Here is a 16,403-nt window from a genome sequence, read left to right on the forward strand (position 1 = left end):
CCGATAGCTATCGGGAGTGGCAAAAAATATTTTAAAGCACAATTTTTAACAATCTATGAAAACTAAAATATATATTCTCTTTTTTTTACTTAACATTTCCGGCATTTCTTTATTTGCTCAGGAACAAAAAATGTCTGACGCAGAAATTGCAGCTTTCAAACAAGATGTAAATGTAGTTTCAAAAAAAATCAAAACCTTAAGTACTGATTTTGTTCAATACAAACATTTGGATTTTTTATCGAAAGACATTGAAACTTCGGGTAAAATGATTTTTAAGGAACCAAGTCTATTGCAATGGCAATACAAAAAACCATATAATTACAGTATTGTTTTTAAAAACGGAAAAATCCTGATTAACGACGAAGGAAAGAAAAGCGCGGTTGATATTGGCAACAGCAAAATCTTTGGCCGCATCAATAAATTAATCGTTGGAAGCGTGAGCGGAAATATGTTTGATGACAAAGAATTTACAATTTCGTACTTTAAAATAAAGGGACAAAATCTGGCGAAATTTGTTCCGAAAGATGCTACATTAAAAAAACACATCAAACAAATTGAACTGACTTTTGATAAAGAAGAAGCAACCGTTGTTCAGGTAAAACTTTTAGAATCATCTGAAGATTATACTAGAATTGTACTTAAAAATAAAGTGATCAATGCAAAAATCGACGATTCAGTTTTTAATAATTAATTGCTTTCTGGCGATTGTTTTAGTTTCTTGTGGCTCGGTCACAAAAAATTATACTCCTAAAAAATTAGACAAAACGTCTTATCAGGTTCCCTATTTTTCAGATTCAAAAACCGATTATGTTTACAAAACAAATATCACGGTTTATGGAAATGAAATCAGCGGGATTTTTATAGCTAAAAAAATAAATGACACAACACATCGTATCGTTTTTACAACAGAATTTGGCAACAAATTGTTAGATTTTGAAATTTCTGATACTGATTTCAAAGTCAATTCGATTGTTTCAGAATTAGACCGAAAGATTCTGATCAATACTTTAAAAGAAGATTTTCGATTACTTCTGAAAAAAGAATATCTGATTCAGGAACAATTTGGAAATGATTCGGCTGATATTTATAAATCGAAAGATGGAAAACGCGACAATTATCTTTTTGTGTCAAAAAAGGATCATAAATTAGAAAAAGTCATTCATTCTTCTCAAACAAAAGAAAAATTTACGCTGACATTTAGTTCAGAAAACAATATTTTTGCCGAGAAGATCGAGATTGTTCATCAAAATATTAAGTTGAAAATTGAGCTGAATTATTTTAAATCAGAATAAAATTTAAACTAATCATAAACTTTAAATTAAACCAAGATGAAAAAATTAACCGTAATTGCTTTTGTTTTATTTATAGGTATTGTAACGTCAAATGCACAAGTGACGGTTAGTCCTGGACTTCGTGGAGGTTTAACGCTGTCGAGTTTAAGTAATATTGATGATAATGGCATGAAATCAGATTTTTATGTTGGTGGATTAGTTGAGATAAAATTCAATAAATATTTTACGCTTCAGCCAGAATTAACTTATTCGAGACAAGGTTCTGAAGGAAGATATTATAGCGCTCAAAACCCGGATTTTGGCACGCCTGCAAAATATGAACTGGATTATTTATCGCTTGGAGCTGTTGCTAAATTCAACTTTGGCGGAAAAGGTTTTCATATTCTAGCCGGACCTTCAGCTGATTTTAAAACGAGTGATAATTTTGGTCGATATGGTTTTGACCCAATTGATTTTGACTTTTCAATAGTTGCCGGAGTTGGTTATTCATTGCCAAACGGTTTGACTTTTGAAGCAAGATTTAAACAAGGTTTAATTGATATTTATGGCTACGACGGAATCGAATATGATAACGATGATTATTACTATAATGATCTAATTTTAAATCAGGTTTTCCAGATTGGTATTAGTTACACTTTCAAAGTAAAATAAAAAAATATGGTTTTAAAAGACTTTTATAAAGTTCTTTCAGAAGAAAAAACAGGAGATGCTAAATTTAATTTTCGTATATTAGTTAATGCCAATCATGAGGTTTTTCAAGGTCATTTTCCAGGAAACCCAATTATGCCGGGCGTTTGCATGATTCAGATTATTAAAGAACTTACAGAGTCGATTACTAAAAGTTCGTTGATGATACAAACACTGACGAACGTAAAATTCATGGCATTGATCAATCCGGAAACGAATCCGGAGTTGCGTTTAGAACTTGACATTACAACCACAGAAGATGATTTGGTAAAGGTGAAAAACACCACATATTTTAACGATACGGTTGCTTTGAAATTAAGCAATGTGTACAAAAAATTATAATTATGAAATTACTATTCTCACTACTTCTATGGATAAATTTTGCCGCAAATCCAGATTTGGCAGCTATCCGAAAAATGTATCCTGATGTTGCAAAATCAGAAGCGAACGCAAAAGAATTTACGGATAAACTTGTTGGAATTTCAAATACCGACGATAAAATTTTAGTGGCTTACAAAGCAGCTTCAATTTTAGTCGATTCTAAATTTGAAAATTTAATAGGAAGCAAAATTTCCCGCTTTAAAGAAGGCGCAAAATTGCTTGAAGCTACTTTAAAAAGTGATCCAAACAATATCGAAATCAGAATGATTCGATTGAGTATTCAGGAAGATGTTCCGGGAATTACGGGTTACAAAAAAAATATTAAAGAAGATAAAAAGTTCATTACTGATCATTACGCTGAACAAACCGGTGTTTTAAAAGAATACCTAAAAGACTTTGTTTTACAATCTAAAAGTTTCTCTGAAAAAGAAAAACAGTTTGTGAAATAAGCTCACGAAAAACACTAAATGAAACCTACTTTATCACAGCAGAATCTGCTTAATTCAACCTCTTTTTGTGTAATTGTTCCCACGTACAATAATCACAAAACGCTCAAAAGAGTCTTGGATTCTATTTTAGATTTCACCCAAAATATTATTATCGTTAATGACGGTTCAACCGATTCGACGAGCGAAATTTTAAAACAATATTCGGAGCTGACTCAAATTCACCATCTTAAGAATTTAGGAAAAGGAAGAGCGCTCCGAAATGGTTTTAGAAAAGCTATTGAACTGAATTTTGAATACGCCATCACAATCGATTCTGACGGACAACATTTTGCTGACGATATCCCTGTTTTTATCGAAGAAATTCAAAAAGAACCGAATTGCCTTTTGATTGGAAGCCGAAATATGACACAGGAAAATGTGCCGAAGAAAAGTAGTTTTGGAAATAAATTTTCGAATTTCTGGTTTAAATTCGAAACTGGAATTGTATTAGAAGATACACAATCCGGATTTAGATTATATCCTTTACAATTAATTCCGAAACAATTTTATACCAATAAATTTGAGTTCGAAATTGAAGTCATTGTTCGTTCTGCCTGGAAAGGTATTGTGGTAAAAAACATTCCAATTCAGATTTTGTACGATCCTGCAGAACGTGTTTCCCATTTTCGCCCTTTCAAAGATTTTACCCGAATCAGTATTCTAAATACCGTTTTGGTTATTAATGCTTTGTTGTATATCAAGCCAAGAGATTTCTTTAGGCGGGCAAAAAAAAAAGGATTTAAAAAATTCTTTCTCGAAGATATTTTAGAAAGTTCAGATTCTAATTTTAAAAAATCTGCTGCCATTGCTTTGGGAATTTTTATAGGCATTTCTCCTTTTTGGGGATTTCAAACTGTCTTGCTTTTTACGTTTGCAGCTTTATTCAGGCTCAATAAAGTAATCGCTTATCTGGCTTCAAATGTGAGTTTTCCGCCTTTTATTCCCTTTGTTATTTATGGTTCTTTAAAAATGGGAAGTTACTTTGTATCTAATGAAGCTCCTTTAATTTTAGATAGTTCGGTAACACTTGATGATATTCAAAAAAATGCTACACAATATATCGTGGGAAGTCTTATTTTAGCATCCGTTTTGGCGATGACTTTTGGTCTTTTGAGTTATTTACTTTTAACGGCTTTTAGTTCTAAGAATAAAACGAATATTGAATAAAATTTTGCCACGAATTTCACGAATTTTCACGAATTATTTTTTTAAATAAATTGCTGAAAAAATGCCACAGATTAAAGGATTAAATGATTTTTCAATCTGTGTCAAGTTGCAACGAATTTCACGAATTAGCACGAATTAATTAGTGAAATTCGTGGCGAAAAAAAACTATAGCACAAAACAACAATAAATAATTATGCATCAATACTTCTACGCCATTCACTTATTTGTTAACCGACGAAAAACTTTATCGGTTGTTTTGGCTGTTTTAATGCTTTTTATTTTTGGTTTTTTCGCTTCTCAAATAAAATTTGAAGAAGATATTACCAAGCTTATCCCAACAAACGATAAATCTGACGTTACTGCAAAAGTTTTGAAACAACTCAACTTTGCTGATAAAATCACCGTTATTTTCAAACTCGATAAAAACGGAACTGACGAAGATTTGAAAGAAATGGCAACTATTTTTTCAGACAGCGTTGCCAAATCCTGCAAACCTTATATCACCGGAATTCAGGGAAAAATTGACGAAGAAAACATTCAGGAAACTATTGATTTTGTTTACAATAATCTACCGCTTTTTTTAGAGAATAAAGATTATGCTGCCATTGAAAACAAACTCCAAAAAGATAGTATTGCAGCGACGGTTCAGGGAAATTACAAATCGATTATTTCTCCTTCCGGATTTATTACCAAAGATTTTATACTGCAGGATCCGCTTGGGATTTCATTTATCGCCTTAAAAAAATTACAGCAACTGAATATTGGTGACGATTTTACGCTTGATAATGGTTTTGTAATGACAAAGGACAAAAAGAAATTATTGCTTTTTATCACCTCAAATATTCCATCAAGCGAAACAGAAAAAAACACGATTTTTGCCAATAAACTAAAATCGATTCAGGATAATCTAAATCAAAAATTCAAAAGCAAAACTTCTATTAGTTATTTTGGTTCGGCTTTGATTGCGGTTGCAAATGCAAATCAAATCAAAAGTGATATTATCTTAACGACAACAATTGCGATGATTACGCTAATGTTGATTTTGATTTTGTTTTATCGAAAAGTATGGATTCCGTTAATCATTTTTCTTCCCACAGTATTTGGAGCTTTGTTTGCCGTAGCCTTTTTATATTTTGTGAAGGAGCAAATTTCAGCGATTTCTCTCGGAATTGGTTCCATTTTATTAGGGATCACGATTGATTATTCCATACATATTCTCACGCACTACAAACATAATAGCGATGTAAAAACGTTGTACAAAGACATTACAATGCCCGTCATTATGAGCAGCTCAACAACGGCGGTTGCATTTTTATGTTTGCTTTTTGTAAAATCAGATGCGCTGAACGACTTAGGAATTTTTGCTGCCGTAATTGTAATGGCTTCGGCATTTTTCTCGCTTTTGATCGTTCCGCATTTGTATAAACCGAAAGAAAATAATTTTGATCACAAGAAAAATGTAATTGACAAACTGGCTCATTTCTCGTTTCACAACAATAAATATCTGATTGGTTTTTGTGTTTTAATTACCATCATTTGCTGTTTCACTTATAATAATGTTGGGTTCAATAATGATTTATCGCAATTGAATTTTGTTCCAAAAGAGATCCAAGCAGCAGAAAAAGATTTGGAAGAAAGTACCAGTTTAACATCCAAAACCATTTATGTGGCTTCGTACGGGAAAAGTATGGAGGAAGTTTTGCAAAATAACTCTCAGCTTTTTGCTGATTTATCGAAGGAAAAACAAACGAATAAAATATTAAATTTCAGTTCCGTTGGAGGAATTATGCTTTCGCAGAAGGAACAAAAACAAAAAATCGACAAATGGAATTCGTTTTGGGATTCTAATAAAAAGCAACTTTTAGAATCGCAGTTAATTGCCGAAGGTTCAAAACTCGGTTTCAAACCTACAACGTATAATGCTTTTTTCGATCATTTAAATTTTGATTTCAAACCTATTTCAGCACAGGAATATTTAAAAATTCAGGCTTTACAATTGAAAGAATTTGTGACGGAAAAGAATGGATTTTTTACAATCTCTACTTTAGTAAAAGTTACATCGGAACAACGTGACGCTTTTGTAAAATTGGCTTCAGCCAAAAATAATCTGATTGCAATTGACCGTCAGCAAATGAATGAAACGTTTTTTAGTACTTTAAAAACCGATTTTAATTCGCTTGTCAATTATTCATTTGTTGCCGTGATTCTGATTTTATTTTTCTTTTTCAGAAGACTGGAATTGGTCATTGTAAGTTGTATCCCAATTGCTTTAACGGGAATTGTAACGGCAGGAATTATGGGAATCTTTGGTATTCAAATGAACATTTTCAGCATGATTGTTTGTACGCTGATTTTTGGTCATGGTGTCGATTTTAGTATTTTCATGACGAGCGCGCTTCAAAAAGAATATACAACCGGAAAAAACGAAATTGCGATTTATAGAACTTCAATAATTTTAGCTGTAATCACCACGATTTTAGGAATTGGCGCAATGATATTTGCACGTCATCCGGCGTTGCGATCTATTTCTTCGGTTTCATTAATTGGGGTTTTTGCAGCGTTGATAATTACGTTTATATTTTATCCAATTCTGTTTAAATTATTCATATCAAATCGTTCGAAAAAAGGAAATCCGCCTTTTGTATTGCGAACTTTTATTCACGGTGTAATTTCATTTACCTATTACGGACTTGGCGGAATTTTGATGTCGATTTTTAGTATGACAATTATGCCAATTCTTCCGATAAAGGAAAAAACGAAAATGAAAGCATTCCGTTATTGCATTTCAAGATTCATGAATTCCGTATTGTATTCGAATCCGTTTTTGCATAAAAAAGTCATTAACAACTTTAATGAAACCTTCGAAAAACCAGCGATAATTATTGCCAATCATTCTTCGTTTATTGACATTCTGGCAATGGGAATGTTGAGTCCAAAAATTATATTTCTGGTAAATGACTGGGTTTACAACTCTCCTATTTTTGGCGGAACGGTTAGAAAAGCAGGGTTTTATCCAGTTTCTGAAGGAATTGAAGTTGGAGTTGAACATTTGCGACAAAAAGTAAACGAAGGATATTCGTTAATGATTTTTCCGGAAGGAACACGTTCTGAAAGTAATCAGATCAAGCGTTTTCATAAAGGTGCTTTTTATCTTGCCGAAGAATTTAATCTGGATATTGTCCCGGTTTTAATTCACGGTGCATCGGAAGCGATCCCAAAAGGTGATTTTGTGATTCATCATAGTTTTGTTACCCTTTCTATTTTAGAAAGAATTGCTCCTGATAATCTTTCTTATGGGAAAAATTATGTCGAAAGAACGAAACAATTAAGTACGTTTTTTAAAGCCGAATTTCATAAAGTTCGTCAGGAATTAGAAGGTCCGGATTATTTCAAAAAAATGATTATTCATAGTTTTGATTACAAAGAAATTGAAATTATTAATAGTGTAAAAAGCGATTTAAAAAACAATTTAGAAACGTATTATCAGTTGAATAAACACCTTTCGGCGAAAGCCAAAATATTGCATTTATCAAATGATTACGGACAATTGGACGTTTTACTGACTTTGCAGGAACCGCAACGAAAAGTGCTTTCATACAATTCTGATCAGGAAAAACTGGAAGTTTCTAAAACGAATTATTTCCTTAAAAAGAGAAAAATCTCTTATCTTGATAATATCGAATTGGTTTTAGAAAATGAATATGAAGCAATTTTAATTTCTGATGAAAATTATAAGGATGACCTTGAGAAAGTAATTGCTACCACTTCTTGTGTTATTTTAATCAATAGTACAGGTTTAAAAAACACAGTAATTGACTTTGGTTTTGAATCTGTTTCAGAAGAAAATTCTATAATCGTATTAAAGAAAATTTAGGATGAAAGAGCAATACGATGTAGTAATTGTAGGCAGCGGTTTAGGCGGATTAGTCTCGGCAATTATTCTGGCGAAAGAAGGTTATAGCGTTTGTGTGCTTGAAAAAAACAATCAATACGGCGGAAATCTACAAACTTTTGTACGCGATAAAACCATTTTTGATACCGGAATTCATTACATCGGAGGTTTAGGTGAAGGTCAAAACTTATACAAATATTTTAAGTATTTGGGAATTATGGATGATCTTAATCTTAAAAAATTAGATGAAAATGGTTTCGACGTTATCTCTTTTGAAGATGATGAAAACGAATATCCTCATGCGCAGGGTTATGATAATTTTGCCAATCAATTAGTCCGTTTTTTCCCTGACGAAAAAGCAAATATCGAAGACTATTGCAAAAAAATTAAAGCAATTTGTGAATGTTTTCCACTTTATAATTTAGAATGGGACGGCAAATATGATAATGAAATTTTGAGTCTTAATGCCAAAGAAACGATTGAAGAATGTACACAAAATGAAAAATTAAAAGCCGTTTTATCCGGTTCTAATTTTTTATACGCCGGCATTGCTGACAAATCGCCTTTTTACGTTCATGCGCTTTCTGTAAATTCATACATTCAAAGTTCCTGGCGTTGTATTAATGGCGGAAGTCAGATCACGAAGCAGCTTTTAAAACAGCTTAAAAAATACGGCGGCGAATTTTACAAATACAAAGAAGTTACCAAATTTAATGTCGAAGATAAAAAAGTAACTTCAGTACATATGAAAGACGGAACTCAGGTTTCAGGTTCTTTTTTTATTTCGAATATTGAACCAAAAACTACGCTGAAACTCGCTGGCGAAGAAAATTTTAGAAAATCATTTTACAGTCGGGTTCAAAGTCTTGAAGGTGTAATTTCGGCTTTTAGTTTGTATATCGTTTTTAAACCGGAAACTTTTAAATATATCAATCACAATCATTATCATTTCAAGAAAAGTTCTGAAGTCTGGACCGCTCATGACTATAACGAAAATTCATGGCCAAAAGCTTTTATGGCTTCTATGAATGCCTCGAAAAAGCAGGAAATTTGGGCAGAAGGCATGACTTTTATCACGTACATGAAATATGATGATGTCGCTCCGTGGATGGATACTTTTAATACAACCGTTGAAGAAAATGATCGCGGAGAAAGCTATGAGGAATTCAAATCTAGAAAAGCAGCTAAATTTTTAGAGGAAATCGAGATAAAATTTCCGGGTATAAAAGATTGTATTCAATCGTTTCATACTTCGACTCCACTCTCCTATCGCGATTATATTGGCGGAGATAACGGAAATATGTACGGATATGTTAAAGATTCGAATAATCCGATGAAAACTTTGATTCCGTCAAAAACCAAGCTGGATAATTTATATCTTACGGGCCAAAGTATTAATATGCACGGAGTTTTAGGCGTAACAATTGGAGCGGTTGTAACTTGCTCAGAAATTCTTGGAAAAGAATATCTAGTGACTAAAATTAATGAGGCATCTGAATGAACGAGGTATGAAAAGCCAGATTAATTTATTTTTTTTCGTTGGTTTTTTATTGATGTTGGCATCTTGCGGAACATCAAAATCAATGCGCCATCAGCCTGACGTTTCTCATTATAATGCAGCAAAACCCGTTGTGATAAAACAATCTGATAGTGTTTTTACTTCAGGAAAAAATTCTTTTTCAAAAAACAGACAAGGCATTTGGGAACTTTATGTTGAAGGTGATCCTCTGGAAATTGGTCTTAATACGGGTGCTTTATCTGATTCTCTTTTAAAAAAACAAGAACATATATTTTTCTCTAAAATAAAGGATATTGTCCCGTCAAAATTTCAACAGAAACTGCTTCGGAATTTTCTAAAATGGTACAATCGAAAATTATATACGAATGTTCCTGACGAATATCAAACGGAGATTTTTGGCGTTTCGCAATATACAACTCATGATTTTGACAACATTGCACCGCAATATCAGCGCAGTTTGTATTTGCATGCCGCACACGATATTGGTCATGCTTTGCAGGATTTGGCTTTGGTAGGCTGCTCCTCTTTTGCGGCTTGGGGAGAAAAATCTGAAGATGGAAATTTAATTTTGGGGCGTAATTTTGACTTTTATGTTAGTGACGCTTTCGCGGAAAATAAAATCGTGGCGTTTATAAATCCGAAAGATGGTCATCAATTTATGATGGTTACCTGGCCCGGAATGATTGGTGCCGTTTCGGGAATGAATATCGAAGGTTTGACCGTTACGATTAATGCGTCGAAGTCTAAAATTCCGCTGATTGCAAAAACACCTATTTCGATTTTGACGCGTGAAATTTTACAACATGCTAAAAATATTGAGGAAGCAATTGCCATTGCAAAAAAAAGTGAAGTGTTTGTTTCAGAATCTATTATGGTAGGAAGCGCAAATGACAATAAGGCAATTCTTATAGAGGTTTCACCTAAAAAAATGGACGTTTACGAAATTCCAAATAGTAATCAATTATTTTGTTCCAACCATTTTCAGGGAGAAGATTTAAAAAACGAAAAACGAAATCAATCGCAAATTGCCAATAGTCATTCTGAATATCGCTTTGAAAGAATGCAGGAACTTTTTGCCGGGAATCCTAAAATCAATCCTGAAATTGCCTCGGATATTTTAAGAAATAAAGACGGTTTAAAAAGCATTTCTCTGGGTTATGGCAACGAAAAAGCATTGAATCAATTGATGGCGCATCACGGTGTTATTTTTAAACCGAAAGAAAAACTGGTTTGGGTTTCGGCAAATCCTTACCAATTAGGAGAGTTTGTTTGTTATAATTTAGACTCTGTTTTTAAAGAAAGAAAGGACAAAATAATTACTTCTTTTCAAAGGGAAAATTTAAATATTGCTAAAGATCCTTTTTTGGAAACTAGCCAATATAAAAACTATCAGAAGTTTAGAACCGAAGATGATAAAATAGATTTGTATCTCAAAAATAAAGAAACAATTAATCCTGAATTTATCCAACAATATCAATCCTTAAACCCTGATTATTGGGTTGTGTATTACAAAGCAGGGTTGTACTTTTATCAAAAAAAAGAATACCGCCTTTCTCAGACTAATTTTGAGAAAGCATTAACCAAAGAAATTACGACTGTTCCTGATAAAACAGCTATTGAAAAGTATTTAAAAAAAATCAAAAGAAAATTACAATGATTCCATTAATAGAAAAAGATTCTTTAGAACAAATTAAAAATTTTCAAGAGCAGAAATTAGCGGAACTTTTACAATACATAAGCCAGAATTCTCCTTTTTACAAACGACTTTTTGCGGAACAAAATATTGATATTTCGAAGATTAAAACTCTTGAAGATTTACAGCATTTACCGGTAACTACAAAAGAAGATTTACAAGAATACAACGATGATTTTTTATGTGTTTCCCAAAATAAAATCATTGATTATGCTTCGACTTCGGGAACTCTTGGCGATCCTGTCACTTTTGGTTTAACCGATTCTGACCTTGACCGATTGGCTTATAATGAAGCTATTTCATTTGCCTGCGCCGGAATTACAGAGGGCGATGTTGTACAATTAATGACAACAATCGACAGAAAATTCATGGCTGGTTTGGCTTATTTTCTTGGATTGCGAAAACTAAAAGTTGGTGTAATTCGTGTTGGTGCCGGAATTCCGGAATTGCAATGGGATTCTATTTTAAAATACAAACCTTCGTATTTAATTACTGTTCCTTCGTTTTTATTGAAGTTAATTGAATATGCCGAAGCGCACGGAATCGAATATAATAATTCAAGCATAAAAGGCGCAATTTGCATTGGAGAATCTTTAAGAAATCAGGATTTTTCGATGAATATTTTGTCCAATAAAATCACTGAAAAGTGGAATATTAAGTTGTTTTCGACTTATGCTTCTACAGAAATGAGCACTGCTTTTACCGAATGTGAACATGGCGTTGGCGGTCATCACCATCCTGAATTGATTATTGTTGAAGTACTTAACGAAAATAATATTCCTGTAAAAGACGGAGAAATTGGCGAACTTACTTTTACCACTTTAGGGATTGAAGCGATGCCTTTATTACGTTTTAAAACCGGAGATATCGTTCAGCTACACAACAGTCCTTGCGCTTGCGGAAGAAATACGTTGCGTGTTGGTCCGGTTGTTGGGCGTAAAAAACAAATGATTAAATACAAAGGCACAACACTTTATCCGCCCGCGATGAATGACGTTTTGAGTGGTTTTGACAATATAGAAAATCATATTATCGAAATCTCCACAAACGATTTAGGAACGGATGAAATCGTGATAAAAATCGCCGTAAAAAATCAATCTTCTGAATTTTTACAGGAAATAAAAGATCACTTCAGAGCTAAACTAAGAGTTACGCCAAAGATTGAATTCGCCTCAAAAGAAACTTTGAATCCTTTAGTTTTTAACCCGATGAGTCGAAAACCAATTCGCTTTTTCGACTACAGAGTTTAGAAAAAAGGGACAAAGTTGCAAAGGTTCAGAGGGACAAAGGTTTTTAAATAGCCTGATAAAAACCTTTGAACCTTTGTTACTCTGAACCTTTGAACCTCATATCACGTCAATTCGAGGAAAAGTTGTAATTTTGCACAAAATATTGAAGATGGTCAAGATTGGCAACATAGAATTACCCGAATTTCCTTTATTACTCGCACCGATGGAAGATGTTAGTGATCCGCCGTTTCGCAGGTTATGCAAAACGCATGGCGCTGACATGATGTATTCTGAATTTATTTCATCAGAAGGATTGATTCGTGATGCTATAAAAAGTAGAATGAAGCTGGATATTTTTGATTACGAACGTCCGGTTGGAATTCAGATTTTTGGTGGAGATGAAGAAGCAATGGCGCTTTCGTCTAAAATTGTTTCTACAGTAAAACCTGATTTAGTGGATATTAACTTTGGTTGTCCGGTAAAAAAAGTAGTTTGTAAAGGTGCAGGAGCAGGAGTTCTAAAAGATGTAGATTTGATGGTGCGTTTGACAAAAGCAGTGATCAGAAGTACAGATTTACCTGTAACAGTAAAAACACGTTTAGGCTGGGATGAAAGCTCTATTAATATTGATGAAGTTGCTGAAAGGCTTCAGGATATTGGTGTTCAGGCTTTGACGATTCACGCCAGAACCCGCGCACAAATGTATAAAGGCCACGCCGATTGGTCGCATATTGCCCGTGTAAAAAATAACCCAAGAATTACCATGCCTATTTTTGGAAATGGTGATATCGACAGCCCTGAAAAAGCATTAAAATATAAAAACGAATATGGTATCGACGGGATCATGATTGGTCGTGCCGCAATTGGTTATCCGTGGATTTTTAATGAAATCAAGCATTATTTTAAAACCGGTGAGCACTTACCTGCTCCAACAGTTACTGATCGTGTAGAAGCCGCCAGAAACCATCTTATGTGGTCGATGGAATGGAAAGGTGAACGCCTTGGAATTGTTGAAATGCGTCGTCATTATACCAATTATTTTAAAGGAATTCATTCGTTTAAAGAATACAAACAAAAACTGGTTACGACTGATGAGCCTGAAAATTTGTTTGCTATTATGAAAGAGATAGAACAGGTTTATGCTGGGTATGAATTTGTTTAAAAAATTATAGATAATCTTTGTCAAAATTTTAAATTTTGACAAAGATTTAAATGCAAAAAGACCTTCAGTTTCTGAAGGTCTTTTTTATAATGGATTATACTTGAATACGTTTCCACTTACCTCTCTTATAGAAGAAAATACTTGCCAGTGTTATAGCTGTTTCTGCTACTGGAATTGCTATAAAAACACCTTTTGGCCCCATATTAAAATGTTTCGCCAAAACATATGCTAACGGAATTTGGAACAACCAAAAACCAAAGAAATTAATTCCTGTTGGCGTCCAGGTATCTCCTGCTCCGTTGAATGTGTTTATTAAAACCATTCCTATTCCGTAAAAGATAAATCCTACGCTCATAATTTGTAACGCTTCAACCGCAATTGTTTTTACTAATTCATCATTGGTAAAAAAGGATACAATATATTTTCCTAAACATAATGTAATCAACATTATTGTCGCCATAAAAATCACATTGTATCTGGCCGTTGTGTAAACTGATTTTTCGGCGCGATCGATTTGTTTTGCGCCTAAATTTTGTCCAACTAAAGTTGCTGCTGCATTACTTAATCCCCAGGCCGGAAGAATAAAAAACATCATAATTCTAAGTGCAGTCTGATATCCTGCTGATCCATGATCTCCTCCCGTTGTAGCAACTAGTTGTGCCAGAAAAATCCAACTACAAGATGCAATTACGAATTGTAAAACTCCCGGAGCAGCTATTTTAACCAATGCTTTTATCTGTTTGAAATCTGGAATGAAATAAGAAATTTTAATTTTCAAGACTCCATTTCCAAAAAACAAATGGTACAATTGGTATAACACTCCAGTGCTTCTTCCTAAAGTTGTGGCAATGGCTGCACCTGTTAATCCGAAAGCAGGAATTGGCCCGAAGCCATTAATGAATATTGGACATAGGATGATATTACAAATATTGGCTAACCAAAGACTTTTCATTGCAATTGCTGCATTTCCGGCTCCACGAAATATTCCGTTAATCAAAAATAAAAGCATGATAACCAGGCTTGAGCCTATCATAATTTGCGTAAAGATGTAACCATGTTCCGCAGCTTCTAAAGATGCACCCATCAAAATCAGAATTTCTTTAGCATAAATAACTCCCAGTATACTGATTACGCTGATTATTAAAAACGCTACTATAATAGCTTGCATTCCTGCTTTTGCTGCAACAACAGGATCTTTTTCACCTATTCGTCGTGCAACAACTGCGGTTGCTGCCATACTCATCCCAATTGCTACAGAATATATTATAGTAAGTACAGATTCTGTCAAACCAACTGTTTGAATGGCAAAGCTGCTATGTTCTAAATGTCCGACGAAATATAAATCAACTAAAGCAAAAACGGATTCCATCATCATTTCTAAAACCATTGGAATGGCTAATAGAATAACTGCTTTTTTGATGCTTCCTGCGGTATAATCAAAAGATTCATCTCCTTTGATTGCTTGTTTTAAAGTGGTATAAATTTTAGAAAATAAACTTTTCTGTATTGTTTCTGTCATGATGTGTTAGGATAAATGATGAAATTGGCTCAGATAAAATCATCTGAACTGAAGAGAAATAAACGTAAGTATCCTAATTATTCAAAGAAAATAAAATAGGATTAGGCAGAAACAATCATACTCTTTAGTTTTTTAAGAGCATAAATATAAGTAATATTTTTTAGGGAGAAATATTAATCTAATAACTTTTTGCTTACTCTGCTGCTGGCAATTAGAGAAGCTACAAAACCAAGTGTTACAATGGTTCCCATAACTATAAGTACGTTTTCAAGATTGAAAACTACCGGATAAGCTAATGTTGGCGTAAGCATAATCAAGTTAAAATGCTGCTGAATTACGACTAAAACAATACCTAATATAAGCCCAATTATGCCTCCAAAAACACTTAACAATGTTCCTTGCAACAGGAATATTTTTCGCAAACTATTGATTTCTGTTCCAAGATTAAAAAGGGTTTTTAAGTTTCCTTTCTTTTCTAAAATCATCATAATTAATGCTCCAACTAAATTAAAAAGTGCCACAATTATTACTAAAGTAAAAATCAGGTAAACCACTATATTTTCGGTATTGAGCATTTTATATAAAGACTCGTTAAGTTGTGCTCTGTTTTTTAATGTAATTTTGTTTTTGAAAATTGTTTTTAGCTGGGAACTAACTGCATTTTCATTGGCATTTTCATTCAGTTTAAATTCGATTCCTGAAATTTGATTGGGTTTGTACATTAATAATTCCTGTGCTAAACCCAAATCTGCAAACACGTATTTTGAATCTAAATCTTCACTGATCGAATAAATTCCTACTGGTAAAACTTCTGTTTTATTAAAAGCTTCGTCGGGATTTTCAATTGCTCCTTTTCCTGGTTTAGGTGCAAATATTTGTAATGGATTTTCAAAATCAAGAATTCCCATCGAAAAATCCTGAGCAATTCCGTAACCAATTACAACCTGATAGGTATCTGGTTTTAACCAATCTCCGTTAAAAAGTTTTTTCTTGATATTGTTAACTACAGGATAATTTGTGTCAACTCCTTTTAAGTAAGTAACTTGCTGTTTGTCTTTAAATAAAAACAAAACACGCTCTTCGATAATTTTGGTGTATGAAGCTACGCCTTCAATTTTTTTAATTTCATTTTGTTGTTCCGGCGAAATTAAAAATGATTTTCCATAGGTACTTGTGATTTTTAAATCGGGATCAATTTCGTTTGTGAACGAAAGACTAAAAACCTTCAATCCGCTAAAAACGGATAAAACCACAAACAAAGCCATTGTGCCAACAATAATTCCCATGCTGGCAATGCGATTAATAATATTGATAGCATTGTTTTTACTTCTGCTAAAAATATAACGTTTGGCTATGTAAAGTGGGAAATTCAAT

General features: G+C 33.2%; 13 protein-coding genes. 11 read left to right on the plus strand and 2 right to left on the minus strand.

What is annotated here, in order from left to right:
• Nucleotides 1–55: 55 nt before the first annotated feature.
• From KHA90_RS05150 to dusB, 11 genes are all read left to right on the plus strand, one after another.
• Nucleotides 56–691, plus strand: coding sequence for a LolA family protein (locus tag KHA90_RS05150; protein WP_213296082.1), 636 nt, complete (start codon nucleotides 56–58; stop codon nucleotides 689–691).
• Nucleotides 657–1,292 (plus strand): hypothetical protein, encoded by a 636-nt coding sequence (locus tag KHA90_RS05155; protein ID WP_213296084.1) that lies wholly within the window; start codon nucleotides 657–659, stop codon nucleotides 1,290–1,292. The genes KHA90_RS05150 and KHA90_RS05155 overlap by 35 nt, the downstream gene beginning before the upstream one ends.
• Before the next feature lie 36 nt (nucleotides 1,293–1,328).
• Nucleotides 1,329–1,943 (plus strand): porin family protein, encoded by a 615-nt coding sequence (locus KHA90_RS05160; RefSeq protein ID WP_213296087.1) that lies wholly within the window; start codon nucleotides 1,329–1,331, stop codon nucleotides 1,941–1,943.
• A 6-nt stretch (nucleotides 1,944–1,949) separates the two neighbouring features.
• On the plus strand, nucleotides 1,950–2,321 hold the full coding sequence (locus KHA90_RS05165; protein ID WP_213296089.1) for a hotdog family protein: 372 nt from the start codon (nucleotides 1,950–1,952) through the stop codon (nucleotides 2,319–2,321).
• Nucleotides 2,322–2,323: 2 nt separating this feature from the next.
• The gene (locus tag KHA90_RS05170; protein ID WP_213296091.1) at nucleotides 2,324–2,809 is read left to right on the plus strand and encodes a hypothetical protein; all 486 of its coding nucleotides are present in this window, start codon (nucleotides 2,324–2,326) and stop codon (nucleotides 2,807–2,809) included.
• Nucleotides 2,810–2,827: 18 nt separating this feature from the next.
• Nucleotides 2,828–4,015, plus strand: coding sequence for a DUF2062 domain-containing protein (locus KHA90_RS05175; RefSeq protein ID WP_213296093.1), 1,188 nt, complete (start codon nucleotides 2,828–2,830; stop codon nucleotides 4,013–4,015).
• A gap of 193 nt (nucleotides 4,016–4,208) precedes the next feature.
• Entirely contained in the window at nucleotides 4,209–7,889 is a 3,681-nt protein-coding gene (locus KHA90_RS05180; RefSeq protein WP_213296094.1) for a 1-acyl-sn-glycerol-3-phosphate acyltransferase, read from the plus strand.
• 1 nt (nucleotide 7,890) lies between these two features.
• Entirely contained in the window at nucleotides 7,891–9,408 is a 1,518-nt protein-coding gene (locus KHA90_RS05185; RefSeq protein ID WP_213296095.1) for a phytoene desaturase family protein, read from the plus strand.
• Between the two features lie 7 nt (nucleotides 9,409–9,415).
• Nucleotides 9,416–11,083, plus strand: a complete 1,668-nt coding sequence (locus KHA90_RS05190; RefSeq protein WP_213296097.1) for a C45 family autoproteolytic acyltransferase/hydolase — start codon at nucleotides 9,416–9,418, stop codon at nucleotides 11,081–11,083.
• On the plus strand, nucleotides 11,080–12,369 hold the full coding sequence (locus tag KHA90_RS05195) for a phenylacetate--CoA ligase family protein (RefSeq protein ID WP_213296100.1): 1,290 nt from the start codon (nucleotides 11,080–11,082) through the stop codon (nucleotides 12,367–12,369). The genes KHA90_RS05190 and KHA90_RS05195 overlap by 4 nt, the downstream gene beginning before the upstream one ends.
• A 148-nt stretch (nucleotides 12,370–12,517) precedes the next feature.
• Nucleotides 12,518–13,510: a tRNA dihydrouridine synthase DusB gene (dusB, locus tag KHA90_RS05200; RefSeq protein WP_154783501.1), complete on the plus strand. Its 993-nt coding sequence runs from the start codon at nucleotides 12,518–12,520 to the stop codon at nucleotides 13,508–13,510.
• A gap of 94 nt (nucleotides 13,511–13,604) precedes the next feature.
• Here the strand turns inward: dusB and KHA90_RS05205 are convergent, their stop codons facing one another.
• Nucleotides 13,605–15,029 carry an MATE family efflux transporter gene (locus tag KHA90_RS05205; protein WP_213296102.1) on the minus strand — a complete coding sequence of 475 codons (1,425 nt, stop codon included), beginning with the start codon at nucleotides 15,027–15,029 and terminating at the stop codon, nucleotides 13,605–13,607.
• Between the two features lie 173 nt (nucleotides 15,030–15,202).
• A complete protein-coding gene (locus KHA90_RS05210) occupies nucleotides 15,203–16,402 on the minus strand; it encodes an ABC transporter permease (RefSeq protein ID WP_213296104.1) in 1,200 nt (399 codons plus the stop codon).
• Nucleotide 16,403: the final 1 nt, after the last annotated feature.

This window comes from Flavobacterium psychroterrae, from assembly GCF_018380615.1.
In the GTDB taxonomy this organism is placed as follows: domain Bacteria; phylum Bacteroidota; class Bacteroidia; order Flavobacteriales; family Flavobacteriaceae; genus Flavobacterium; species Flavobacterium psychroterrae.